The organism is Agromyces sp. NPDC058064, assembly GCF_042885275.1.
In the GTDB taxonomy this organism is placed as follows: domain Bacteria; phylum Actinomycetota; class Actinomycetes; order Actinomycetales; family Microbacteriaceae; genus Agromyces.
Window position 1 is genome coordinate 1,183,565 of sequence record NZ_JBHVSE010000001.1, and the last position, 21,522, is coordinate 1,205,086.

Below are 21,522 nucleotides of genomic sequence, written 5' to 3' on the forward strand. Positions count from 1 at the left end.
ACTCCGAGCCATGTCGAACGCCGCCTCCGCCGCCACGACCACCGACCGCCTCCGCCGACTCGCCGAGACCGCGCTCGACGCCGGCGTCGACGTCGTGCTCGTCGCCCCCGGGCCAGATCTCGCCTACCTCCTCGGTCACTCGGTGCCCTCGCACGAGCGGCTCACCCTGCTGGCCGTGCCGGCCGTCGCGCCCGGCGACGCGGTCATGATCCTGCCGGCACTCGAACGCGGGGGCTGGGAGGGCAGCGCGGCCGAGGCGGCAGGGGTGCGCTTCGTGACGTGGCTCGACGGCGAGGACCCGTACGCGGCGCTCCTCGGCGAGCTCGGCGCCGGGGCGGCCGAACCCGCCGACGCCGCCGTCGACGACCACCTGCCGTACCTGCACGCGTTCCGCCTGCAGGCCGCCCGGCCCGAGCTGCGGATGCGGCCCGCCGGCGAGCTCATCGCCGAGCTGCGCATGCGCAAGCAGCCGTTCGAGGTCGACGAGCTCGCATCGGTCGGCGCCGCGATCGACCGGGTGCACCTGCGCATCGGCGAGTGGCTGCGCGCCGGCCGCACCGAGAACGAGGTCGCCGCCGACATCGCCGCCGCCCTCGTCGAGGAGGGGCACCGCACGGCGGACTTCGTCATCGTCGCCTCGGGGCCGAACGGGGCCTCGCCGCACCACGAAGCCTCCGACCGCGTCATCGAGGCCGGCGACCCGGTCGTCGTCGACATCGGCGGGCCCAACCCGGCCGGGTACAACTCCGACAGCACCCGCACCTACCTCGTCGCGGGCGGCGAGCCCGACCCCGAGTTCGTGAAGGTGCACGAGCTCGTGCGCACCGCGCAGCGCGCCGCCGTCGCCGCCGTTCGGCCGGGCGCCTCCGCCGAGTCGATCGACCGCGCCGCGCGCGAGGTGCTCGAGCTGGCCGGCTACGGCGAGTACTTCATCACGCGCACGGGCCACGGCATCGGGCTCGAGGTGCACGAGCACCCGTACATCGTCGCGGGCAACACCCGCCCGCTCGAACCGGGCATGGCGTTCTCGATCGAGCCCGGCGTCTACCTGCCGGGTCGGTTCGGCGTGCGGATCGAGGACATCGTCGTCGTCGGCGACGATGGCGCGGTGCTCATGAACACCTCGCCGGCGGAGCTGATCGTCGTCTGACGAGAGCTTCGCCGAGACGGTCGCGCGACGCGTGCCACGCCCCGCGCGCCGTGCCTCAGCCCTTCGCGGGCACGTGCCGCTCGTCGACCCCGTTGTAGACCGACAGCGGGCGGATGAGCGCGTTCGACGCCGCCTGCTCCAGGATGTGCGCCGTCCATCCGGTGACCCGCGAGGCGACGAACAGCGGCGTGAACGTGAGCGTGTCGAATCCCATCAGGTGGTAGGTCGGGCCCGCCGGGTAGTCGAGGTTCGGCTTGATGCCCTTGCGCTCGCCCATGGCCTGCTCGAGCGCGACGTACAGCTCGAGGAGGTCGGGGCGGTCGTAGAACTCCACCATGCGCTCCATCGCGTCGCGCATCGTCGGCACCCGCGAGTCGCCGTTCTTGTACACGCGGTGCCCGAAGCCCATGATCTTGCGCTTCGAGGCGAGCGCGTCGTCGAGCCAGGCGACGGCCCGCTCGGCCCCGCCCTCGCCGGCGCCGATCTCGTCGAACGCGTGCATGACGGCCTCGTTCGCCCCGCCGTGCAGCGGGCCCTTGAGCGCGCCGATGGCCCCCGTCACCGCCGAGTAGAGGTCGGAGAGCGTCGAGGTGATGACCCGCGCCGTGAAGGTCGAGGCGTTGAACGAGTGCTCGGCGTAGAGGATCATCGACACGTCGAACGCGTTGACGACGGGCAGCTCGGGCACCTCGCCGAAGGTCTGCCACAGGAAGTTGGCCGAGTAGCCGAGGTCGTCGCGCGGCTCGACGAAGTCGAGCTCGTGCCGGCGCCGCTGGTCGTACGAGACGATCGAGGGCAGCTTCGCGAAGAGCCGGATCGCCTTGTCGAGGTCGGCCTCGGGCGAGGAGTCGGAGGTCGTGGGGTCGCTCGCGCCGATGACGCTCACGGCCGTGCGCACGACGTCCATCGGGTGGGCCGTGAGCGGCAGCTCGTCGATGATGCGCTTGACCTCGTGGTCGAGTCCGCGCAGCGACCGCTCACGATCCTCGAACGCGCCGAGCTGCTCGTCGTTCGGCAGCTCGCCGTACCAGAGCAGGTACGCGACCTCTTCGAACGTGCACGAGGCGGCGAGCTCCTGCACGGGGTACCCGCGGTAGAGCAGCGAGTTCGTATCGGGGTTGACCTTCGACACGGCGGTGTAGTCGACCGGCACGCCGGCCAGCCCCTTGTAGATCTCCTGCTCGGCCATTGATGCTCCCTTGCGTTGGCGTGAAGTGGGGTCTCGATCGCGCGTCGCGCTACTCGACCACCGGAGTGTCTGCGACGGTGAAGTTGAAGATCGAGGTGTCGAAGTGGTTGTAGCCCTCGTAGTCGACGAGGTCGTAGAGCTCCGAGCGGTGCTGCATCTCGCCGAGCTGCGCGGTCAGCGAACCGGATGCCTCGAGCTCGTCGAGCCCGCGCATCGCCGAACCCATCGCGAGCCGCAGCAGCGACACCGGCCAGATGACGATGTTCATGCCGACGTCGGCGAGCTGCTGCACCGTGAAGAGCTCGCTCTTGCCGAACTCGGTCATGTTGGCGAGCAGCGGCACGTCGACCGCGGCGCGGATCGCGGCGAACTCCTCGAGCGAGCGCATCGCCTCGGGGAAGATCGCGTCGGCCCCGGCGTCGACGAGGGCCTTCGCCCGGTCGATCGCGGCCTGCAGTCCGTCGACCGCGGCGATGTCGGTGCGCGCCATGACGAGGAAGTTCTCGTCGCGGCGCGCGTCGACGGCGGCGCGGATGCGGCGCAGGGCCGTCTCGTCGTCGACGACCTGCTTGCCGTCGAGGTGACCGCAGCGCTTCGGGTTGATCTGGTCCTCGATGTGGAGGCCCGCGAGGCCGGCGTCCTCCATCTCCTGCACCGTGCGCGCCACGTTCATCGGCTCGCCGAAACCGGTGTCGGCGTCGATGATGGCCGGCAGTTCGGTCATGCGGGCGATCTGCCTGCCGCGGCCCGCGACCTCGGCGAGGGTGGTGAGACCGATGTCGGGCAGACCGAGGTCGGCGCTGAGCACCGCGCCCGAGATGTAGACGCCCTCGAAGCCGCGTTCGCCGATGAGCTTCGCCGACAGCGGGTTGAACGCGCCGGGGAACCGCATGATCTCGCCCGTCGCGAGCCGCTCGCGGAACAGGCGCCGCTTCTCGTGCGCCGGGGTGGATGAGTACAGCATCAGAACAGCCCCTCGGGGATCTCCACGCCCGTGAGCGCGCCGGGGGCGACGGTGAAGGTGAGCCCGCCCAGCTCGTCGGGCGAGAGCTCGGGCAGGCGCTGCGCGAGGTCGAGGAACCGCTCGATCTCGTCGGGGGCCACGGCCCACTCGGCGAGCGTGCGGAACTTGTGCACGTACTGCTCGCGGGCGAACGGCCGCGCTCCGAGCGGGTGGGCGTCGGCCACGGCGATCTCGTCGACGATCTCGCCGCCGTCGGCGAGCTTGATGACGACCCGGCCGCCGAACGCCTTCTCGGCGATGTCGAGCGAGTGGTAGCGGCGCGTCCACTCGGCGTCCTCGACGGTCGAGACCTTCTTCCACAGCTCGACCGTGTCGGCGCGGTGCGCGCGCTCGGGCGAGTACGAGGTCTCGTGGTCCCATGCGCCGTCCTGCAGTGCGACGGTGAAGATGTACGGGATCGAGTGGTCGAGCGTCTCGCGCGAGGCGTCGGGGTCGTACTTCTGCGGGTCGTTCGCGCCCGAGCCGATCACGTAGTGCGTGTGGTGCGAGGTGTGCAGCGTGATCGACTCGATGTGCTCGGCGTCGAGGATGAGCGGGTACTCGTCGTGCAGCTTGCGGGCGAGGTCGATCCAGGCCTGGGCCTGGTACTCGGCCGAGTGCTCCTTCGTGTACGAGTCGAGGATGGCCCGCTTCGACTCGCCCTGGTCGGGCAGCGGCACGTCGTACGAGGCATCCGGACCGTCGAGGAGCCACGCGATCACGCCGTCCTCGCCCTCGTAGATGGGCACCGGGCTCGTCTCGCCGCGCATCGCGCGGTCGACGGCCTCGATCGCCATCTTTCCGGCGAAGGCGGGGGCGTGCGCCTTCCACGTCGAGATCTCGCCCTTGCGCGACTGGCGGGTCGCGGTGGTCGTGTGCAGCGCCTGGCCGATGGCCTGGAAGATCGTCTCCTGGTCGAGGCCGAGCAGGGTGCCGATGCCCGCGGCGGCAGACGGGCCGAGGTGCGCGACGTGGTCGATCTTGTGCTTGTGCAGCGAGATCGCCTTCACGAGGTCGATCTGGATCTCGTACCCCGTCGCGAGGCCGCGCACGACGTCGCGCCCGGTGAGGCCGCGGCCCTGCGCGAGGTGCTGGGCAACCGCGACGATCGGCGGGATGTTGTCGCCGGGGTGCGAGTACTCGGCGGCGAGGAAGGTGTCGTGGTAGTCGAGCTCGCGCACCGCGACCCCGTTCGCCCACGCGGCCCACTCGGGGCTCGTGCGGCGCGCCGCGTCGGCGCCGAACACCGTCGCGCCGTCGCCGCCGATCGAGACGGGGTGCGAGAGCGCCTGGCTGCGCGCCGAGACGACGGGGCGGCGGGCCACGGCGGCCGCCGCGACCGCGGCGTTGTCGATGACGCGGTTCACCACCATGTCGACGACGTCGTCGTCGAGCTCGACCGGGTCGGTCGCGACGCCCGCGAGCTTCCAGGCGAGCTGGCCCTCGCGGGCGAGGTTCTCGTCGCTGCGGTGGGTGCGAACGTGGTGGAGGTGCATGGGGCGGACCTTTCTGAAGTGTTCCATCGGTCAGGCTACGCGGTGGCCGTCGGGGTGACGAGCCTCGATCGAGGCGAGCGCGTGGCGGAGGCTCAGGTGCAGGTGCACGTGGGTGGCATGGGCAGCGAGGGCGGCATCGCCCGCGACGATCGCATCGACGATGAGCAGGTGCTCGGATGCCGCGGCGCGGAGCCGCTCGGGATGGTGGCGGGCGAGCCGGCGGACCCGGGCCGAGTGCAGGCGGACACTGCGGAGCGCCGCCCCGAGCATCGGGTTGGCGGCGGCCGACTCGATCTCGTCGTCGAGCGCGTCGACGGCGTCGTAGTAGGCGCGGATCCCCTCGTCGCCGGCGTCGAGCAACTCGGGCGCGCCGACGATCCGCTCGCGGAGCACGGTGAAGCGCGCGGGATCGCGCCGGGCCGCGGCGAGGCGGGCGGCCTGGCCCTCGAGGGCCTCGCGCAGCTCGTAGAGCGAGACGATGCTCGCGGCATCGAGCGCCGAGACCTGCAGCACGCGTGCGGAGGCGGCGGTGGCGAGGCCGTCGGCCTCGAGGCGTGCGAGCGCCTCGCGAACCGGGGTCCGGGAGACGCCGAGCCGGTTCGCCTGTTCGACCTCGGCGAGCGCGGCACCCGGCTGGAGGGTGCCGTCGAGGATCTCCTCGCGCAACGCGCGGTACGCCCGTTCACTCGCTCGCATCGCCCCTCCCTCCGCATCCATGTATACACTCCTGCGGATTCCCGCGCAATCGATCGTCGATTGACCGCCCGATGTATACATTTGTCGGCCAGTCGCCCGGAGGCCCTCGCCGGCCGGCCGCGGCTGTGCATCTCCCGTGACCGGCCTTCGGCGCCGCCCGCCGTGGGACGATGGAAGGGATGAGCACCAGCGATCTCGACACCATCGGGCAGCGCACGGTCACCGACCTCCGCCGCGACTTCCCCGCCTTCGCCGACGGCGCCGCCTACGGCGCCCCGACCGACGGCGGCGCGCCGGTCGCCTATCTCGACTCGGCGGCGACCGCGCAGCGCCCCGCGCGCGTGCTCGACGCCGAACGCGACTACCTCGAGCAGCACCTCGCCCCCGTGCACCGGGGCGCGAGCGCCGCCGTCGGCCTGTCGACGACCCTCTTCGAGGACGCCCGCGCCACGGTCGCCCGCTTCGTCGGCGCCGGCGAACGGGAGATCGTCTGGGCCGAGAACGCCACCGATGCGCTCAACATCGTCGCGCTCGGCATGGCGGATGCCTCGGCCGGACTCGGCGGGCCCGAGGCATCCCGGTTCGCCCTCGAGGCCGGCGACGAGATCGTCGTGACCGAGGCCGAGCACCACGCCAACCTGATCCCGTGGCAGCGCCTCGCCGCGCGCACCGGCGCGCGCCTGCGCGCCGTGCGCGTCGACGAGCGCGGCCTCTGGTCGGTCGACGCCCTCGCCGCGGAGCTCTCGGAGCGCACGCGGGTCGTCGCGATCGCCGAGGTGTCGAACGTGACGGGCTACCTCGCCCCCGTCGCCGACGTCGTCGCGCTCGTGCGCGAGCGCTCACCCCGCGCGTTCGTCGTGCTCGACGCCTGTCAGTCGGTGCCGCACCTGCCGAGCGACCTCGGGGCGCTCGGGGTCGACTTCGCCGCCCTCTCGGGGCACAAGATGCTCGGCCCGAACGGCATCGGCGTGCTCTACGGCCGCGCCGAACTGCTCGACGCCCTGCCTCCCGCCCGCACCGGAGGGTCGACGATCACGCGCGTGACGATCGACTCGGCCGAGTTCCTGCCGGCGCCGCACCGCTTCGAGGCCGGCACCCAGCCCGTGTCGCAGGTCGTCGCCCTCGCCGAGGCGGTGCGCTACCTCGAGTCGATCGGCATGGCCGCGGTCGCGGCGCACGAGCGCACGCTCGCCGAGCGCGTCGCGGTGCAGCTCGCCGAGGTGCCCGGAGTGCGCCTCATCGGCCCGCCCCCGGGCTCGCCGCGCGCCGGGCTCGTCTCGGTCGCCGTCGACGGGGTGCACGCGCACGACGTGGGGCAGTTCCTCGACGACGCCGGCGTGATCGTGCGGGTCGGCCACCACTGCGCGCAGCCGCTGCACCGCGCGCTCGGCATCACCGCGACGACCCGCGCGAGCGCGCACGTCTACACCTCGGCCGACGAGATGGACCGCTTCGTCGCGACCCTCGGCGACGTGCGGCGGTTCTTCGGCGTCGCCGGCGCCGACCAGACGGCGGCGGTGATCGCGTGAGCGGGCTCCTGCGCTGCCACCGCGGCGCACCCGGCCGGACGGCGGCGGTGATCGCGTGAGCGGGCTCGAAGGGCTGTACCAGCAGATCATCCTCGACCAGGCGAAGCGCCGCAACGGCGACGGGCCGCTCGAGGGCGCCGATGCCGAGCACCACGAATTCAATCCGACGTGCGGCGACGAGATCACCGTGCGCGTGAAGCTCGACGAGGGCGGCGAGCGCCTCGCCGAGCTCGCCTGGCAGGGCGACGGCTGCAGCATCTCGATGGCGTCGGCCTCGACCCTCGCCGAGCGCGCGACCGGTCGCCCCGTCGACGAGGTGCACGGGCTCATCGAGGGGTTCCGTGCGATGCTGCGCTCGCAGGGCGCCGGCGAGCCCGATGAGGAGCTGCTCGGTGACGCGATCGCGTTCCACGGCGTCTCGAAGTACGTCATGCGCGTGAAGTGCGCGATGCTCTCGTGGGTCGCGCTCGAGGCCGCGCTCGCGAAGGCGGCCCCGACGGGCGAGTAGCGGGCCTCGCCGGCTAGCCGAAGACCGGCTCGAAGCGCGCCTCGTCGAGCACGCGGGCGGCGAGCCCCGGCGGCACGTCGTCGAGCTCGGGCGGGTTCCAGCGGGGTGCACGGTCCTTGTCGATCACCTGCGCACGGATGCCCTCGCGGAGGTCGTGCTGCTCGATGAACCACGTCACCGCTCGGAACTCCTGCTCGAGTGCGGCTTCGAGGTTCGGGAGGGTGCGCGCCCGCCGCACCGACTCGAGGGTCACCGCGAGCGCGGTGGGCGAGAGCGCCTCGAGCTCGTCGGCGGCCGCGGCGGCGTAGGCCGTCGCACCCGGATCGAGGGGGTTCGTCGAGAACGCGCTCGACGAGGCATCCTGACGGCCGTCGGCGAAGGCGCGCAGTCTCGCGATGATCTCGGAGACGGTGGGGGCCGAGTAGCAGGCGTCGACCCAGTCGCGCGCGAGCGCGAGTGTCGAGGGGCCAGGGGTCTCGTCGAAGAGCATGACGATCTCGGCCGGGCTGCCGGGGTCGGCGCGCTCGGCGAGCGCCTGCAGCACGTGCGGGATGCGCTCGGACGGGACGAAGGCGTCGGCGAAGCCGGCGTGCAGGGCGTCGGCCGCGTCCATGGTGCGCGAGTTGAGGGCGAGGTGCACGCCGAGCTCGCCGGGCGCCTTCGCGAGCAGCCAGGAGCCGCCGACGTCGGGCGTGAAGCCGATGCGGGTCTCGGGCATCGCGATGCGCGAGCGCTCGGTGACGATGCGCACCGAGGCGTGGCCGGCGATCCCGATGCCGCCGCCCATGGTGATGCCGTCCATGATCGCGACCACGGGCTTCGGGTAGCGGGCGATCGCCGCGTCGAGCCGGTACTCGGCGCGGAAGAACTCGCGGGCTTCGGCGTGGTCGTCGTTCACGGCATAACGGTGCAGCTCGCGCACGTCGCCGCCGGCGCAGAACCCCCGCTCCCCCGCGCCGTCGAGCACGACGAGCGAGACCTCGGAGTCGTGCCGCCAGACCTCGAACACCTCGGCGAGGGCGCGGATCATCTCGTACGAGAGCGCGTTGAGGGCCTGCGGTCGGTCGAGCGTGACGTGGCCGACCCCGTCGGCGACGCTCGCGGAGATGTGCTCGCTCACGCCTGCCACCGTATCGCCCCGACCGCTCGACCGGGTTACGATGCCCGAATGGTCCCCGTCGAGAACCTCTGGACGTTCGTCCTCGCCTCGGTCGCGCTCATCCTCATCCCCGGCCCGAGCGTGCTCTTCGTCGTCGGTCGCTCGCTCGCGCTCGGGCGCCTGGGCGGGCTGCTCAGCGTGCTCGGCAACGCCCTCGGCATGGTGCCCCTCGTCACGGCCGTCGCCCTCGGCGTCGGGGCGCTCGTCGCGCAGTCGGTCGTGCTCTTCACGGTCATCAAGTTCGCGGGCGCCGCGTACCTCGTCTACCTCGGCGTCCAGGCGATCCGGCACCGCAAGGAGGCCTCGCGTGCCGCGAGCGACGACGCGCCGCCCCGCTCGCACTGGCGGCAGCTCGCCGAGGGCTTCGTCGTCGGGGTGACGAACCCGAAGACGATCGCCTTCTTCGTCGCCGTGCTGCCGCAGTTCGTGTCGTTTGAGGCGGGCGCGATCCCGCTGCAGCTCTTCGAGCTCGGGGTCGTGTTCATCGTGCTGGCGCTCGTCTTCGACTCGATCTGGGCGCTCGCCGCGAGCGCCGCCCGCGACTGGTTCGCCCGCACGCCGCGACGCATCGAGCACCTCTCGGCCGCCGGCGGCGTCATGATGATCGGCCTCGGCGGAGTGCTCGCGCTGAGCGGCAACAAGCACTGAGCCGACGTCGCCGGGCCCGCTTCGTCCTGTCCTCCCCATGAGGACGCCCGCTCATGACTGTCTCCCTGGGGGCCGTCCCGCCCGCGGCCGGGCGTCGGATCCGACGTAGCCTGCGGCGATGCATCCCTTCGAGGTCCTCGCCGAGCCCGTGCGTCGCCGCATCGTCGAGGTGCTCGCCGTCGGCTCGCACCCGGTCGGGATGCTGAACGACCTCATCTCGATGGAGTTCCGGGTGTCACGGTCCGCGGTGTCTCATCACCTCCGCATCCTGCGCGACCACGGGGTCGTGCGCGTGCTCCCGGCGTACACGGAGCGCCTCTACCTGCTCGAAGAGGACTTCATGCAACGACTCGATTCGGCCGTGGCCGAGCTGTTCGACCTCTGGGATCACCGCTACGGGTTCGGCACGAATCGCGCACCGGTTCCGCCCGAGCAGCCGTCGCGCGTGCCCCGGGCGTCACCGACGGCACGCACTGCACCGATGTCGGCGCCGGCGCCGGCGCGCCGCCTCCATCGCGCCGGGCGAAAGGGACGCCGTGGCTTCGAGCCCGGGAGCTGGCTCGACGACGGTGAGTAGAGCGCCGAACGGCCGGCCGCCCTCGCCGAGGGTTTCGCGTTTCGCCTATGCCAGTAGCGCCTCACTCACGGATGGCACTACCGCAGCGTCCACGCGGTGTCCCTTCCAGCGCGGTGTCCCCTCCCGGTCAACGGCGTGACGGCCCGCCGCCACTCGGACGCGCGTCTCCGCTCGTTTCGATGAGGCGGAACTGGCAGAGCTCGAACGCGAAAGCCCCCAGCATCGGCGTCACGAGTCGCACCGCCCGGCGCGGGGCGCACGGCCACGCGCGAGCGGCCGACGGCGCGGGGCCGCGCGACTACGCGTCGGCCGGGTTCACGGCCGTGCCCACGAGCACCGCGCGCCCGATGCCGTGGAAGAAGCACTGGATCGCGAGGTTCGCCGGCGTCGCCTCGGGGTCGATCGACAGGCGCGGCACGTCGAGCGCGTGCACGACGAACATGTAGCGGTGCACCCCCGTGCCGGGCGGCGGCGCCGAACCGGCGTAGCGGCGTTCGCCGTCCTCGTTCGGCAGCACGAGGGCTCCGGCGGGGAGCTTCAGCGCGCCCGGTTCGCCGGCATCGGCATCGAGGCTCGTGACGGCGGCCGGCAGGTTCGCGACGGCCCAGTGCCACCAGCCCGAACCGGTCGGCGCGTCGGGGTCGAGGCACGTCAGCGCGAAGCTCTGCGTCTCGGGCGGGAACCCCGACCAGGACAACTGCGGCGAACGGTCGCCAGCGCCCTGGCCCGCGGCGCGCAACGGCAGCGGCAGCTCGGCGCCGTCGACGAAGTCGACGCTCTCGAGCGTGAACTCGGCCATCGGCTTCAACGCCTGCAGCGCGGCGTACGGGTCGTGATCGAACATCGGCGTTCCTCTCGACGGATGCCACCAGCCTAGGCCGGGCGCACACGGCGAGCGCGGAGCATCCGCTCGTAGACTCTCGTGGTGCCGATCGCCAAGATCCTCCTCTACTACGCCTTCACGCCGCTCGCCGACCCCGACGCGGTGCGGCTCTGGCAGCGCGACCTCGCCGGCTCGCTCGGGCTGCGCGGGCGCATCCTCATCTCGAAGGACGGCCTGAACGGCACCCTCGGCGGCGAACTCCGCGCGCTCAAGCGATACGTGCGCGCGACCCGCGACTACCCCGCGTTCAAGCACATCGACTTCAAGTGGAGCGAGGGCACCGGCCTCGACGAGTCGGGCGCGAGCCTCGACTTCCCGAAGCTCAGCGTCAAGGTGCGCGACGAGATCGTCTCGTTCGGCGCGCCCGAGGAGCTCGCGGTCGACGGCGCGGGCGTCGTCGGCGGCGGCACGAAGCTCAGCCCAGAAGCGCTGCACGAGCTCGTCGCCGAGCGCGGCGACGAGGTCGCCTTCTTCGACGGGCGCAACGCGCTCGAGGCCGCGATCGGCCGCTTCGCCGGCGCCGTCGTGCCCGACGTCGAGACCACCCGCGACTTCGTCGCCGAACTGGATTCGGGGAAGTACGACGAGCTCAAGGGTCGCCCGGTCGTGACCTACTGCACCGGCGGCATCCGCTGCGAGGTGCTCTCGAGCCTCATGGTGAGCCGCGGCTTCGGCGAGGTGTACCAGCTCGAGGGCGGCATCGTGCGCTACGGCGAGCGCTTCGGCGACGACGGGCTCTGGAACGGCTCGCTCTACGTCTTCGACGGCCGCGGCTCGATCGACTTCAGCGACCACGCCGCCGTCATCGGCGAGTGCGCGCGCTGCGGCGGCGCGACCAACCGCACCGCCAACTGCACGGATGCCTCGTGCGACACCGAGTTCGTGCTGTGCGAGTCGTGCGGCTCGGCGCGGTGCCCCGCGCACGCGACGGCGTCAGCGGGCTGACGCGCCCCCGCCGGCGATCACCGTGACCGCGCGGGCGAGCTCGTCGCCGCTCGGCAGCCCGTCGGGGTGCATGAGCCAGAGGATGCCGAGGCTCTGCACGAGCACGAAGTCGAGCTTGGCGACCGAGTCGACCTCCGCGACGGAGAGCTCGGGGCGCGCGGCGCGGAGCTGCTCGGCGATGCCGCGGTAGCCCTCGCCCGCGGCCTGCGCCAGGTGCCGGCTCGCCTCGGGGTCGCGCAGCACCCGCACCGTGTTCTCGAGGCTGGCGAGCAGCGCCTCCCGGTTGGCGGCGAAGACGTCGGGCATGCGGTTCCAGAGCGCGGCGAACCCGTCGACGAGCGGCAGCTCCGCGGTCTCGCCCACGACGGCCTCCATGCCGTCGCCGATGCCGTCGCCGAGCGATTCCATGAGGGCCGCGGTGATGAGCTCCTCCTTCGACCCGAAGTGATAGCCGATCGCGGCGAGGCTCACGCCGGCCTCGGTCGCGATGTCACGAGCGGTCGCCTTGGCGACGCCGCGCTCGAGGATCACCTTCCGCGCCCCCGCGAGGAGGTCTTCACGATTGCCCATGCCGCCATCGTACCCAACGATTCAGACATTTGTATTAGACAATCGTCTGAATCGGGTGTAGAACATTCGTGTCAGACAAATGTCTCAATCGATGAAGGAGCACGACGATGACCACCACCTCCGCACCCCGCGTCCTGATCTCCGGCGCCGGCATCGCCGGCCTCGCCCTCGCCCTCCAGCTCGTGCGCGCAGGCATCCGCTCGACCGTCGTCGAGCGGGCCGAGTCGCCTCGGCCCGGCGGCCAGGCCGTCGACCTGCGCGGCGCGAGCCGCGAGGTCGCCGAGCGGATGGGCCTCATGCCGGGCATCGACGCGCGGCGCGTGCACGAGCTCGGGCTCGCCTACGTCGACGGTCGCGGCCGCGTGTTCGGCCGCATGTCGATGGAGGACTTCGACGGCGAGGGCGCCGTCGCCGAGATCGAGATCGCACGCGGCGACCTGGCCGCGGTGCTCCGCGAGGTGCTCGACGAGGCGGCCGCCACCGCTCCCGGGCTCCTCGAGCTGCGGTACGGCGACCGCCTCACCGCGGTCGAGCAGCACGCCGACCGCGTCGAGGTGCGCTTCGAGCACGCCGCGCCCGAGGCGTTCGACCTCGTCGTCGGCGCCGACGGCGTGCACTCGGCGACCCGGCGACTCGCCTTCGGCCCCGAGGAGCGGTTCGCGCACCCTCTCGGCGGCTACGCCGCCTTCTTCACCCTGCCGACGCCCACCGACCTCGAGTCGGGCTGGCTCACCATGCGATTCGTGCCCGGCGCGACCTTCGGCATCCGACCCGATCTCGATCCGTCGACGTCGAAGGCGCTCCTCACGCTGCGCACCGACCGCGATCCCGCGCTGCGCGGCGACCGCGCCGCGCAGGAGGCCCTCATCCGCAGGGCCCTCGACGGCGCCGGATGGCACGCCGAGACGATCCTCGCCGCGATGCCCGAGGCATCCGACTTCTACTTCGACGAGCTCGTGCGCATCGACCTCGACAGCCCGGTGAAGGGCCGGGTCGCGCTCCTCGGCGACGCGGCGTCGTGCGGCTCGCCGATGACGGGGATGGGCACCGCGACGGCGCTCATCGGCGCCTACCTGCTGGCCGGGCGGATCGCCGCCGACCCTGCCGGGCTGCCGGCCGCGCTCGAGCGCTACGCCGCCGACATCGCCCCCTTCGTCGAGCGGGGCAAGCAGATCCCCGGCGGCGGCATCGAGCGCATGGTGCCGGCGAGCCGCCTCGGTGCGCTCGTCTCGCGGGCGATGACCGGGGTGATGCTGTCGAAGCCGTTCCGACCGCTCGTGCGGCGGATGTTCGCCGCGGGCAGCCCCGAGCCGGCACTGCCCGCGCCGGCGGAGGTGCGGGTGCAGCGGGTCGAGGCGTGACTCAGCGGCGACGCCGGGCGTAGGCCCGCGCGTTGCGGCTCGACAGCGCGAGCAGCACGAGGATGTCGAGGGCGAGCGTCACGAGCGTGGTGCGCAACGTGATCTCGGCATCGCCGCCGAAGTAGTCGACGGCCGACCAGGTGATGCTGATCGTCGCGAAGACCATGACCGTGATGCGCGCCCAGTTGCTGCCGCGGTAGACGAGCACCGCGAAGACGAGCTCGACCGCGAGCACGATGCCGCCGCCGACGAGGATGACGGCGAGGCCGGCGTGCGACAGGGTCTGCGCGTCGACGTCGCCGTCGAGCTCGATGCCGAAGTCGCCCTCGAGCACCTGCCGCCACTGCACGGCGAGCGCGATCAGCCACACGACGCCGGCGATGACGCGCAGCACGACGAGCACGGCGCCGAACACGGTCGCGGCGGGTCGCCGCATCGAGGGTCGCGCGGGCTCGATCGGCCGGGCGAGGTCGCCGGGCGACTCGTAGGCCGGGCGCTTGCCGCTGCTCATGCGCCCCCCTCCTCTCGGGCCGGCTCGATCGCGGCGAGCGGGACCTCGCCGACGTCGAGCACCGGCAGGCCGCCGTCGGTGCTGATCGAGTCGCCGCCGCCGTTGCGCGAGTGGTAGCCGGTCGAGAAGTCGTCGAGCACGTCGAGCCGGGCGGCGGGGTTCGCGCCCAGCACGGTCGCGACGATGTGGTCGCGCTCGACGTCGATGTCGGCGTCGATCTTGTGCGTGACCTGGAGGGTGAACAGGGAGAAGCCGACGGCGCGGTCGAAGGTGCCGGCGGCGAGCCAGTCGACGCGCCGGCCGCCGGGCAGGAGCCAGTCGTCGGGGGTGCGCCAGAAGCGCACGTGGTGGCGTTTCGCGGGGTTGTCGTCCACCTCCTGCTGGTAGGCGAAGTCCTGCTGCCTGCCGAAGAGGAACAGCGGGCTGACCGGGGCCTCGTCGTAGCTGCGCCGGGTGATGGTCGAGGTGACGATGCGCCAGCTCGAGGCGGGCGTCACGTCGTCGGCCCTCGTCCATCCGGCGGCGCGCATGGCGGCGTGCACGTGCTCCTCCTCGCCGTCGAGTGCGAGGTTGACGGGGTCGCCGAGCAGGCCGTCGCTCGTGCGCGCGCGGCCGATGAAGTAGTCGGGCACGTAGATCGTCGTGAGGATGCGGTGCAGGCGCGGCAGCACGAGGTAGGCGAGCACGAGCCAGAACGCGACGAAGAACAGCAGCCCGAACCATCCCCAGTCGAAGCTCTGCTCGAGGATGAGCCAGGCGAGCCACACGGCCGCGATGCCCGCGTAGACGAAGAAGAACCCGTCGAGGAGGGCGTTCGCCGAGAACCGGCGCGGCCTGCGACCCGCCGCTGCCCCTTCGGACGTCTCCCCCATGCCGGAATGCTACCCGGGGACGGCCGAGGAAGACTCAGTTGGCCCTTCCGTCGATCTTAAGGTTAGCCTTACCTTGCTTAGGGTTACCTAAGTCGCCGCACGGCCGCGGCACCTCCTCCCCTCCACGGAAAGCGAGTGTTCACCATGCCCAGACGCCGTTCGGCGCTGACCGCCACCGCCGGTCTCCTCACGATCGCCGCCCTCGGACTCGCCGGCTGCGCGAGCGCCGCCGAGGCCGAACCCGAGGCCGCCGCGAGCGGCACCGTCACGATCGTCGACAACCACGGCGAGGTCGAGGTGCCGGTGAACCCCGAGCGAGTCGTCGCCCTCGACAACCACGTCTTCGAGACGCTCTCCGCATGGGACGTGCCGCTCGCGGCCGCCCCGAAGCAGATCATGGGCACCGACATCTGGCCCGAGTACACGGGCGACGACGCGGTGCTCGACGTGGGCGCCCACTTCGAGCCGAACCTCGAGTCGATCGTCGCGGCGCAGCCCGAGCTCATCATCGGCGGCTACCGCTTCGCCGAGTCGTACGACCAGATCGTGAAGCAGAACCCCGACGCCGCCGTCATCGAGATCGCCCCGCGCGAGGGCGAGGACCCGAACGCCGAGCTCACCCGCGAGATCGAGATCCTCGGCCAGATCTTCGACCGCGAGGACGAGGCCGCCGAGCTCATCGCCGCCTTCGACGAGGCGACCGCCGCGGCCGAGAGCGCCTACGACGGCACCTCGACCGTGGCGACCCTGCTCACCTCGGGCGGCGAGATCTCGTACATCGCCCCGGTGACCGGACGCAGCCTCGGCGTGCTCTACCCGACCGCGGGCCTCGCCCCGGCGATCGAGCAGGCCGCGGCGGACACCTCGCACGGCGACGACATCAGCGTCGAGGCGATCGCCGCGGCGAACCCCGACTGGATCATCGTGATGGACCGCGAGGGCGCCATGACCGACGCCGAGGGCTACGTGCCCGCGAAGGAGCTCATCGAGGGCTCCGAGGCGCTCGCGAACGTCACCGCCGTGAAGGAGGGGCAGATCGTCTACGTCGACCCCGCCTTCTACCTCACCGAGGACCTGCAGTCGTACACGGCGCTGTACGAGCAGCTCGCGACGGCCTTCGGCGCCGCCGCGTAGCCCTCGCGTGTCGCAGCAGTCCGTGGCATCCGCCACCGAACCCGAGGCGCGCACCCGACCGGGTGCGCGCCTCGGGCGCGCGCGCCGCGCCGCGCTCCCCCTGGCGATCCTCGCCACCCTCGGGCTCCTGGCCCTCTCCCTCTTCGTGGGCGTCTACGACGTCGTCGGCGGCGCGGACGGCGCCGAGATGTTCGCGATCACCCGCGTGCCCCGCACCATCGCGTTGATGCTCTCGGGCTGCGCGATCGCCGTCAGCGGCCTCGTCATGCAGATGCTCACCCAGAACCGCTTCGTGGATGCCACGACCGCGGGCACGACCGAATGGGCGGCACTGGGCCTCCTGCTCACGGTACTGCTCGTCCCGGGCGCCGGCCTCGAGGCGCAGATGATCGCCGCGAGCCTCGCCGCCTTCGCCGGCACCCTCGCCTTCCTCGCGATCCTCCGCCGGGTCGCCATCCGCACGACCCTCGTGGTGCCGCTCATCGGCATCATGCTCGGCGCGGTCGTGAGCGCGTTCACCACCTACCTCGCGGCGTCGACGAACTCGCTGCAGATGCTCGGCACCTGGTTCATGGGCAGCTTCACGAGCGTCGTGCGCGGCCGCTACGAGGTGCTCTGGGTGGTCGCCATCGTGACGTTCGTGATCTTCCTCGTCGCCGACCGCCTCACCGTCGCGGGGCTCGGCAAGGACGTCGCGACGACCGTCGGCGTGCGCTACGAGGCCGTGCTCGTCGTCGGCACCTCGCTCGTCGCGGTCGCGACCGGCGTCACCACGGTCGTCGTGGGCTTCCTGCCCTTCCTCGGGCTCGTCGTGCCGAACGTCGTGTCGATGATCCGCGGCGACGACCTGCGCGGCAACCTGCCGTGGGTCTGCGTCGGCGGCGTCGCCCTCGTCACCGTGTGCGACCTCATCGGCCGCACGATCCGCATGCCGTTCGAGATCCCCGTGTCGATGGTGCTCGGCGTCGTCGGCAGCGCCGTCTTCATCGCGCTGCTCCTGCGGAGGCCGCGTGGCTGAGCTCCTGAGCAGAACGGCGCGGATGCCACGCACCGAGGCCCGCACGAGGCATCCCCGCCATCTCGGGGCGATCATCGCAGGCGCCGCGGCGGTCGTCTTCGCCGTCGGCATCCTCGTCTGGGACAACCCGGTGCCGTACGGGCTGCCGGGATTCTGGCTCATCGTCGAGTCGCGGGCCGTCGCCGTCGCGACGATCGCGCTCGTCGCGGTCTGTCAGGCGATGGCGACGGTGCTGTTCCACACGGCGACCGGCAACCGCATCCTGACCCCGTCGATCCTCGGCTTCGACGCGCTCTACACGCTCATGCAGACCGCGCTCGTCTTCGCCTTCGGCATGGCCGCGACGCAGGTCGAGGGCCCCGCGAAGATCGTCGTGCAGAGCCTCGCGATGATGCTCTTCGCGACGCTGCTCTACGGCTGGCTCTTCTCGGGGCGGCGGCAGAACCTGCACGTGCTCCTCCTCGTCGGCGTCGTGCTCGGCGTCGGCTTCGGCTCGGTCTCGACGTTCCTGCAGCGCCTGCTCACGCCGAGCGAGTTCGACGTGCTCGCCTCGCGGCTGCACGGCTCGATCGGCAACGCGAACCCCGAGGTGCTGCCGTGGGCGGCCCTCGTCGTCGCGGCGATCGCGGCCCTGGTGTGGCGGCGGCGCCGCCGGCTCGACGTGCTCGCGCTCGGGCGCGATGCGGCGGTCAACCTCGGCATCGCGTACCGCCGCGAGGTCGTCGGGCTCCTGGTCGTCGTAGCGGCGCTCATCGCGATCTCGACGACGATGATCGGGCCGATGACCTTCTTCGGGTTCCTCGTGGCGACGCTGACCTACCAGTTCGTGCGCTCCGACCGGCACGGCGTGGTGCTGCCGCTGGCCGTGCTCATCGGGCTCGCCGCCCTCACCGGCGCCTACTTCGTGCTGCAGCACGTGTTCTACGCCGCCGGGCTCGTCACCGTCGTCATCGAGTTCGTCGGCGGCATCGCCTTCCTCGTCGTCATCCTGCGAAAGGGGCTCAGATGAGCACCGGGCCCATGATCACCCTCGACGCCGTCGCGAAGGGCTATGGGGGCACCCGCGCCCTCGGCCCGATCGACCTCGAGATCGCGCGCGGCGGCATCACCGCGCTCGTCGGCCCCAACGGCGCCGGCAAGTCGACGATGCTCACGATCATCGGGCGGCTGCTCGGCGCCGACGCGGGCGCCGTGCGCATCGGCGGGCTCGACGTCGCGACGGCGAAGCCGCGCGAGCTCGCGAAGGTCGTCTCGATCCTGAAGCAGGAGAACCACTTCGTCGCCAGGCTCACGGTGCGCCAGCTCGTCGCGTTCGGGCGCTTCCCCCACTCGCAGGGGCGGCTCGCGGCATCCGACCACGCGGCGGTCGACGAGGCGATCGCGTTCCTCGACCTCGCGCATCTCGAGCACCGATTCCTCGACGAGCTCTCGGGCGGGCAGCGCCAGCGCGCCTTCGTCGCGATGGTGCTCGCGCAGGACACCGAGGCGGTGCTGCTCGACGAACCGCTCTCGAACCTCGACATGCGCCACGCGGCCTCGATGATGCAGCAGCTGCGCGATGCGGCCGACGTGCTCGGCAAGACGATCGTGCTCGTCGTGCACGACGTCAACTTCGCCTCGGCGTACGCCGACCGCATCATCGCCCTCGCCGACGGGCGGATCGTCGCCTCGGGCATGCCCGACGAGATCATGCGCGGCGAGGTCCTGTCGCGCGTCTTCGACACCCCCGTCGACGTCGTGGAGCACTCGGGGCAGCGCCTCGCGGTGTACTACCGGCCCGCTCCGATGTCGGCCGATCCGATCCGAACCGATCTCGGCAGACCCGAACCGACCACCCCCGAACCGGCCAGACCGGTCCCGACCAGAAGTGAGACCCGATGACCGCCTTCGCCCTCGCCCGTCGCTCGAACGAGCTCGTCTTCCGCCCCGCCAGGCTCGCCTCGCGCCGCTTCCTCACCGCCGACTACGTGCGCGTGCGGCTCGAGGGCGAAGCCCTCGTCGGCTTCGACTCGCCGGGCTCCGACGACCACATCCGCGTGTTCTTCCCCGCCCGGGGCACCGAGGCCGCCGCGCTCTCCGTGGACGAGCTGCGAGCCGCACCGAGTCGCGAGTACACGCCGCTCGCCTGGGACGCCGCCGCCGGCACCCTCGAACTCGAGTTCCTCGTGCACGGCGACGAGGGCGTCGCGGGGCGCTGGGCGGCCGACGCCCCGATCGGCGCCTCCGTCGGCGTCGGCGGCCCGCGGGGGTCGCTCGTCATCGAAGGCGTGCCCGAGGGCTGGCTGCTCGCGGGCGACGAGACGTCGCTGCCCGCGATCCGCCGTCTCGCGGGCCGGATGCCACGTGGCGCGCGGGGGCTCGTCATCATCGAGGCGAGCGGGGCCGGCGACGACTACGCCCTCGAGACACCCGAGAGCGTGCGCGTCGAGTGGCTGCGACGCGCCGACGGCAGCCCGTCGGCCGCCCTCATCGACCGGCTCGACGCGCTCACGGCCGAGGACCGACCGTCGGGCGACGTCTTCGCCTTCGTCGCGGCCGAGCAGGCCGTCGTGAAGCCGGGGCGGGCGCTGCTCGAGCGCTGGGGCCTCGACGCCGAACGCGCGATCGTCAAGGGATACTGGCGCCGGGGCGACGCCGAGTACCACGCGCCTCACTGACCGAGGCGCACCCGACGCAGCCTCCCGAACCGGCGCCCGCGCCTACTCCACGATGCCGACCGTGACGGCCGCCCGCGTCGAGGTGGGCTCGACCGGCTCATCGGGGCCTGCGAACGCGAGTGCCGCGTATCCTGCGACGATCACGATCGCCACGATGACGCGATCCATGGCGCCTCCTTCCGCTCGCCTCCGAGCGTGCCGGATGGGGGTGGCCGTGGCATCCGGTGCCGACCCTCAGATTCGCCCGCCCCGCCCCTCAGAGGCGGGGCGGAATCGAATCGCGCGCGGTTCGTGCGAACCCCGCTCTAGGCTCGGCACATGGACTACGACGTCGCTCGCATCCGCTCCGCCTTCCCCTCCCTCGAGAGCGGGTGGGCCCAGTTCGACGGCCCCGGCGGCACCCAGACGCCGCGCGCAGTGGGCGAGGCGGTCGCATCCGTGCTCACCGGCCCGCTCTCGAACCGCGGCACCCTCGGTGAATCCGAGCAGCGCGCCGAGGAGGCCGTCCAGGGGTTCCGTCTCGCGATGGCCGACCTCGTGGGCGGCGACCCTCGGGGCATCGTGCACGGCCGCAGTGCGACGCAGCTCGCCTACGACGTCTCCCGCCTGCTCTCACGGGGGTGGGCCCACGGCGACGAGGTCGTCGTCACGCGCCTCGACCACGACTCGAACGTGCGCCCCTGGGTGCAGGCGGCCGAACGCGTGGGCGCCGCGGTGCGCTGGGTCGACTTCGATCCGGCGACCGGTGAGCTCGCGACCGAGGCGGTCGAGGCCGCCCTCTCCGATCGCACCCGCCTCGTCGCCGTGACCGCGGCCTCGAACCTCATCGGCACGATGCCCGACGTCGCCGCGATCGCCGCGTCGGTGCACGCCGTCGGTGCCCTCCTCTACGTCGACGGCGTGCACTTCACCGCGCACGAACTGCCCGACGTGGGCGCCCTCGGCGCCGACTTCTTCACCTGCTCGCCGTACAAGTTCCTCGGCCCGCACTGCGGGGTGCTCGCGGCCGACCCCGGCCTGCTCGAGACGCTCATGCCCGACAAGCTGCTGCCCGCGACGAACGCCGTGCCCGAGCGCTTCGAGTACGGCACGCTTCCCTACGAACTGCTCGCCGGCGTGACCGCGGCCGTCGACGTGCTCGCCGGGCTCGCGGAGTCGCCGGGCGAGCACGCCGGCGAATCGGATGCCCAGGCCACGCGCCGCGCACGGCTCACCGCCTCGTACGCCGCCCTCCACGAGCACGAGGAGCGCCTGCGCGCCCGCATCGAGGCCGGGCTCGCCGAACTGCCCGGCGCGACCCTCTGGTCGCGGGCGACTCGCCGCACGCCGACGCTGCTCGTGACGTTCGCCGGCCACGAGGCCTCCGAGGTCACGCGGCGACTCGCGGAACGCAAGGTGCTCGCACCCAGCGGCAACTTCTACGCGCTCGAGGCGTCGCGCCGTCTCGGGCTCGGCGACCTCGGCGGCCTGCGGGTGGGGCTCGCGCCCTACACCGACGCCGAGGACGTCGATCGGCTGCTCGACGGGTTGGCGGCGGCGCTCGGCTGACGCCCGCGGGTTCCGGACGTGAGCGCGCCCCGCCCTTCGCGGTGACGTCGCGGCGTCATACGCTGAGG

Annotated in this window: 23 protein-coding genes; 13 read left to right on the forward strand and 10 right to left on the reverse strand. The window is 72.3% G+C overall.

Annotated features, from left to right (window positions below; all coding sequences use genetic code 11):
• Nucleotides 1-10 precede the first annotated feature (10 nt).
• The gene (locus ACFVSL_RS05485; protein ID WP_386939173.1) at nucleotides 11-1,150 is read left to right on the forward strand and encodes a M24 family metallopeptidase; all 1,140 of its coding nucleotides are present in this window, start codon (nucleotides 11-13) and stop codon (nucleotides 1,148-1,150) included.
• 55 nt (nucleotides 1,151-1,205) lie between these two features.
• On the opposite strand, the gene ACFVSL_RS05490 is transcribed toward ACFVSL_RS05485, so the two are convergent.
• From ACFVSL_RS05490 to ACFVSL_RS05505, 4 genes are read right to left on the reverse strand one after another with little or no spacing between them, the layout of a single operon-like run.
• Nucleotides 1,206-2,339, reverse strand: coding sequence for a bifunctional 2-methylcitrate synthase/citrate synthase (locus tag ACFVSL_RS05490; protein WP_386939175.1), 1,134 nt, complete (start codon nucleotides 2,337-2,339; stop codon nucleotides 1,206-1,208).
• A 49-nt stretch (nucleotides 2,340-2,388) separates the two neighbouring features.
• Nucleotides 2,389-3,303: a methylisocitrate lyase gene (prpB, locus tag ACFVSL_RS05495; protein WP_386939177.1), complete on the reverse strand. Its 915-nt coding sequence runs from the start codon at nucleotides 3,301-3,303 to the stop codon at nucleotides 2,389-2,391.
• Nucleotides 3,303-4,838: an MmgE/PrpD family protein gene (locus ACFVSL_RS05500; protein WP_386939330.1), complete on the reverse strand. Its 1,536-nt coding sequence runs from the start codon at nucleotides 4,836-4,838 to the stop codon at nucleotides 3,303-3,305. The genes prpB and ACFVSL_RS05500 overlap by 1 nt, the downstream gene beginning before the upstream one ends.
• A gap of 30 nt (nucleotides 4,839-4,868) precedes the next feature.
• The gene (locus tag ACFVSL_RS05505) at nucleotides 4,869-5,534 is read right to left on the reverse strand and encodes a GntR family transcriptional regulator (RefSeq protein WP_386939179.1); all 666 of its coding nucleotides are present in this window, start codon (nucleotides 5,532-5,534) and stop codon (nucleotides 4,869-4,871) included.
• 179 nt (nucleotides 5,535-5,713) lie between these two features.
• Here ACFVSL_RS05505 and ACFVSL_RS05510 point away from each other — a divergent pair, with 179 nt between their 5' ends.
• Both ACFVSL_RS05510 and sufU read left to right on the forward strand, forming a co-directional pair.
• Nucleotides 5,714-7,063: an aminotransferase class V-fold PLP-dependent enzyme gene (locus ACFVSL_RS05510; protein WP_386939181.1), complete on the forward strand. Its 1,350-nt coding sequence runs from the start codon at nucleotides 5,714-5,716 to the stop codon at nucleotides 7,061-7,063.
• 55 nt (nucleotides 7,064-7,118) lie between these two features.
• Nucleotides 7,119-7,571 (forward strand): Fe-S cluster assembly sulfur transfer protein SufU, encoded by a 453-nt coding sequence (gene sufU / locus ACFVSL_RS05515; protein WP_386939183.1) that lies wholly within the window; start codon nucleotides 7,119-7,121, stop codon nucleotides 7,569-7,571.
• Between the two features lie 13 nt (nucleotides 7,572-7,584).
• Here the strand turns inward: sufU and ACFVSL_RS05520 are convergent, their stop codons facing one another.
• Complete coding sequence (locus ACFVSL_RS05520) at nucleotides 7,585-8,691, reverse strand: enoyl-CoA hydratase/isomerase family protein (protein ID WP_386939185.1); 1,107 nt, start codon at nucleotides 8,689-8,691, stop codon at nucleotides 7,585-7,587.
• A 48-nt stretch (nucleotides 8,692-8,739) separates the two neighbouring features.
• Here ACFVSL_RS05520 and ACFVSL_RS05525 point away from each other — a divergent pair, with 48 nt between their 5' ends.
• On the forward strand, nucleotides 8,740-9,378 hold the full coding sequence (locus ACFVSL_RS05525) for a LysE family translocator (protein WP_386939186.1): 639 nt from the start codon (nucleotides 8,740-8,742) through the stop codon (nucleotides 9,376-9,378).
• Between the two features lie 118 nt (nucleotides 9,379-9,496).
• The gene (locus ACFVSL_RS05530; protein WP_386939187.1) at nucleotides 9,497-9,955 is read left to right on the forward strand and encodes an ArsR/SmtB family transcription factor; all 459 of its coding nucleotides are present in this window, start codon (nucleotides 9,497-9,499) and stop codon (nucleotides 9,953-9,955) included.
• A gap of 298 nt (nucleotides 9,956-10,253) precedes the next feature.
• Here ACFVSL_RS05530 and ACFVSL_RS05535 read toward each other — a convergent pair whose 3' ends face one another.
• The gene (locus ACFVSL_RS05535; RefSeq protein ID WP_386939189.1) at nucleotides 10,254-10,799 is read right to left on the reverse strand and encodes a YbhB/YbcL family Raf kinase inhibitor-like protein; all 546 of its coding nucleotides are present in this window, start codon (nucleotides 10,797-10,799) and stop codon (nucleotides 10,254-10,256) included.
• 81 nt (nucleotides 10,800-10,880) lie between these two features.
• Here ACFVSL_RS05535 and ACFVSL_RS05540 point away from each other — a divergent pair, with 81 nt between their 5' ends.
• Nucleotides 10,881-11,783, forward strand: a complete 903-nt coding sequence (locus ACFVSL_RS05540; protein ID WP_386939191.1) for a rhodanese-related sulfurtransferase — start codon at nucleotides 10,881-10,883, stop codon at nucleotides 11,781-11,783.
• Here ACFVSL_RS05540 and ACFVSL_RS05545 read toward each other — a convergent pair.
• Nucleotides 11,772-12,353, reverse strand: coding sequence for a TetR/AcrR family transcriptional regulator (locus ACFVSL_RS05545; RefSeq protein ID WP_386939193.1), 582 nt, complete (start codon nucleotides 12,351-12,353; stop codon nucleotides 11,772-11,774). The genes ACFVSL_RS05540 and ACFVSL_RS05545 overlap by 12 nt on opposite strands.
• 107 nt (nucleotides 12,354-12,460) lie before the next feature.
• Here ACFVSL_RS05545 and ACFVSL_RS05550 point away from each other — a divergent pair, with 107 nt between their 5' ends.
• Complete coding sequence (locus ACFVSL_RS05550; protein WP_386939195.1) at nucleotides 12,461-13,714, forward strand: FAD-dependent monooxygenase; 1,254 nt, start codon at nucleotides 12,461-12,463, stop codon at nucleotides 13,712-13,714.
• A 1-nt stretch (nucleotide 13,715) separates the two neighbouring features.
• Here the strand turns inward: ACFVSL_RS05550 and ACFVSL_RS05555 are convergent, their stop codons facing one another.
• The gene (locus ACFVSL_RS05555) at nucleotides 13,716-14,225 is read right to left on the reverse strand and encodes a hypothetical protein (protein ID WP_386939198.1); all 510 of its coding nucleotides are present in this window, start codon (nucleotides 14,223-14,225) and stop codon (nucleotides 13,716-13,718) included.
• Entirely contained in the window at nucleotides 14,222-15,097 is an 876-nt protein-coding gene (locus tag ACFVSL_RS05560) for an LssY C-terminal domain-containing protein (RefSeq protein WP_386939200.1), read from the reverse strand. The genes ACFVSL_RS05555 and ACFVSL_RS05560 overlap by 4 nt, the downstream gene beginning before the upstream one ends.
• 144 nt (nucleotides 15,098-15,241) lie before the next feature.
• On the opposite strand from ACFVSL_RS05560, the gene ACFVSL_RS05565 reads away from it, so the two are divergent.
• From ACFVSL_RS05565 to ACFVSL_RS05585, 5 genes are read left to right on the forward strand one after another with little or no spacing between them, the layout of a single operon-like run.
• A complete protein-coding gene (locus tag ACFVSL_RS05565; protein WP_386939202.1) occupies nucleotides 15,242-16,231 on the forward strand; it encodes a siderophore ABC transporter substrate-binding protein in 990 nt (329 codons plus the stop codon).
• A gap of 7 nt (nucleotides 16,232-16,238) precedes the next feature.
• Nucleotides 16,239-17,249, forward strand: a complete 1,011-nt coding sequence (locus ACFVSL_RS05570) for an ABC transporter permease (RefSeq protein ID WP_386939204.1) — start codon at nucleotides 16,239-16,241, stop codon at nucleotides 17,247-17,249.
• A gap of 22 nt (nucleotides 17,250-17,271) precedes the next feature.
• Nucleotides 17,272-18,258: an iron chelate uptake ABC transporter family permease subunit gene (locus tag ACFVSL_RS05575; protein WP_386939206.1), complete on the forward strand. Its 987-nt coding sequence runs from the start codon at nucleotides 17,272-17,274 to the stop codon at nucleotides 18,256-18,258.
• Between the two features lie 11 nt (nucleotides 18,259-18,269).
• Complete coding sequence (locus ACFVSL_RS05580) at nucleotides 18,270-19,130, forward strand: ABC transporter ATP-binding protein (protein WP_386939332.1); 861 nt, start codon at nucleotides 18,270-18,272, stop codon at nucleotides 19,128-19,130.
• Nucleotides 19,127-19,906 carry a siderophore-interacting protein gene (locus tag ACFVSL_RS05585; protein ID WP_386939207.1) on the forward strand — a complete coding sequence of 260 codons (780 nt, stop codon included), beginning with the start codon at nucleotides 19,127-19,129 and terminating at the stop codon, nucleotides 19,904-19,906. The genes ACFVSL_RS05580 and ACFVSL_RS05585 overlap by 4 nt, the downstream gene beginning before the upstream one ends.
• A 42-nt stretch (nucleotides 19,907-19,948) precedes the next feature.
• On the opposite strand, the gene ACFVSL_RS05590 is transcribed toward ACFVSL_RS05585, so the two are convergent.
• Nucleotides 19,949-20,074 (reverse strand): hypothetical protein, encoded by a 126-nt coding sequence (locus ACFVSL_RS05590; protein ID WP_386939209.1) that lies wholly within the window; start codon nucleotides 20,072-20,074, stop codon nucleotides 19,949-19,951.
• A gap of 150 nt (nucleotides 20,075-20,224) precedes the next feature.
• Here ACFVSL_RS05590 and ACFVSL_RS05595 point away from each other — a divergent pair, with 150 nt between their 5' ends.
• Nucleotides 20,225-21,454 (forward strand): cysteine desulfurase-like protein, encoded by a 1,230-nt coding sequence (locus ACFVSL_RS05595; RefSeq protein ID WP_386939210.1) that lies wholly within the window; start codon nucleotides 20,225-20,227, stop codon nucleotides 21,452-21,454.
• Nucleotides 21,455-21,522 lie beyond the last annotated feature (68 nt).

Coding starts and splice junctions, on each gene's coding strand:
- ACFVSL_RS05565 (WP_386939202.1), top strand. CDS start 15,242: ATGCCCAGACGCCGTTCGGCGCTGACCGCCACCGCCGGTCTCCTCACG.
- ACFVSL_RS05490 (WP_386939175.1), bottom strand. CDS start 2,339: ATGGCCGAGCAGGAGATCTACAAGGGGCTGGCCGGCGTGCCGGTCGAC.
- ACFVSL_RS05590 (WP_386939209.1), bottom strand. CDS start 20,074: ATGGATCGCGTCATCGTGGCGATCGTGATCGTCGCAGGATACGCGGCA.
- ACFVSL_RS05595 (WP_386939210.1), top strand. CDS start 20,225: ATGGACTACGACGTCGCTCGCATCCGCTCCGCCTTCCCCTCCCTCGAG.
- ACFVSL_RS05560 (WP_386939200.1), bottom strand. CDS start 15,097: ATGGGGGAGACGTCCGAAGGGGCAGCGGCGGGTCGCAGGCCGCGCCGG.
- prpB (WP_386939177.1), bottom strand. CDS start 3,303: ATGCTGTACTCATCCACCCCGGCGCACGAGAAGCGGCGCCTGTTCCGC.
- ACFVSL_RS05585 (WP_386939207.1), top strand. CDS start 19,127: ATGACCGCCTTCGCCCTCGCCCGTCGCTCGAACGAGCTCGTCTTCCGC.
- ACFVSL_RS05555 (WP_386939198.1), bottom strand. CDS start 14,225: ATGAGCAGCGGCAAGCGCCCGGCCTACGAGTCGCCCGGCGACCTCGCC.
- ACFVSL_RS05505 (WP_386939179.1), bottom strand. CDS start 5,534: ATGCGAGCGAGTGAACGGGCGTACCGCGCGTTGCGCGAGGAGATCCTC.
- ACFVSL_RS05580 (WP_386939332.1), top strand. CDS start 18,270: ATGATCACCCTCGACGCCGTCGCGAAGGGCTATGGGGGCACCCGCGCC.
- ACFVSL_RS05500 (WP_386939330.1), bottom strand. CDS start 4,838: ATGCACCTCCACCACGTTCGCACCCACCGCAGCGACGAGAACCTCGCC.
- ACFVSL_RS05545 (WP_386939193.1), bottom strand. CDS start 12,353: ATGGGCAATCGTGAAGACCTCCTCGCGGGGGCGCGGAAGGTGATCCTC.
- ACFVSL_RS05550 (WP_386939195.1), top strand. CDS start 12,461: ATGACCACCACCTCCGCACCCCGCGTCCTGATCTCCGGCGCCGGCATC.
- ACFVSL_RS05525 (WP_386939186.1), top strand. CDS start 8,740: ATGGTCCCCGTCGAGAACCTCTGGACGTTCGTCCTCGCCTCGGTCGCG.
- ACFVSL_RS05485 (WP_386939173.1), top strand. CDS start 11: ATGTCGAACGCCGCCTCCGCCGCCACGACCACCGACCGCCTCCGCCGA.
- ACFVSL_RS05530 (WP_386939187.1), top strand. CDS start 9,497: ATGCATCCCTTCGAGGTCCTCGCCGAGCCCGTGCGTCGCCGCATCGTC.
- ACFVSL_RS05575 (WP_386939206.1), top strand. CDS start 17,272: ATGCCACGCACCGAGGCCCGCACGAGGCATCCCCGCCATCTCGGGGCG.
- ACFVSL_RS05510 (WP_386939181.1), top strand. CDS start 5,714: ATGAGCACCAGCGATCTCGACACCATCGGGCAGCGCACGGTCACCGAC.
- ACFVSL_RS05535 (WP_386939189.1), bottom strand. CDS start 10,799: ATGTTCGATCACGACCCGTACGCCGCGCTGCAGGCGTTGAAGCCGATG.